General features: G+C 67.6%; 1 protein-coding gene. It reads left to right on the plus strand.

Annotated features, from left to right (window positions below; translation table 11 throughout):
- Nucleotides 1-216, plus strand: a 216-nt coding sequence (locus AF337_RS31995) for an aminotransferase class III-fold pyridoxal phosphate-dependent enzyme (RefSeq protein ID WP_152971271.1), incomplete at both ends; no start/stop codon positions are given.

The raw sequence follows: 216 nt of genomic DNA on the forward strand, positions 1-216 counted from the left end.
TCCATCCGGTCGCCTCCTACCGCGGCCATGAAAAGCTTGGCGTGCGCGTGCTGGCCTCCGCCAAGGGCGCGACGGTCACCGACGCATCGGGCAAGCAACTGATCGACGGCTTCGCCGGCCTCTGGTGCGTCAATGCCGGTTACGGCCACGAAAGCATCGTCGAGGCGGCGGCCCGGCAGATGCGGGAACTCCCCTATGCGACGGCCTATTTCGGCC

The organism is Rhizobium ecuadorense (assembly GCF_001187535.1).
GTDB lineage: Bacteria > Pseudomonadota > Alphaproteobacteria > Rhizobiales > Rhizobiaceae > Rhizobium > Rhizobium ecuadorense.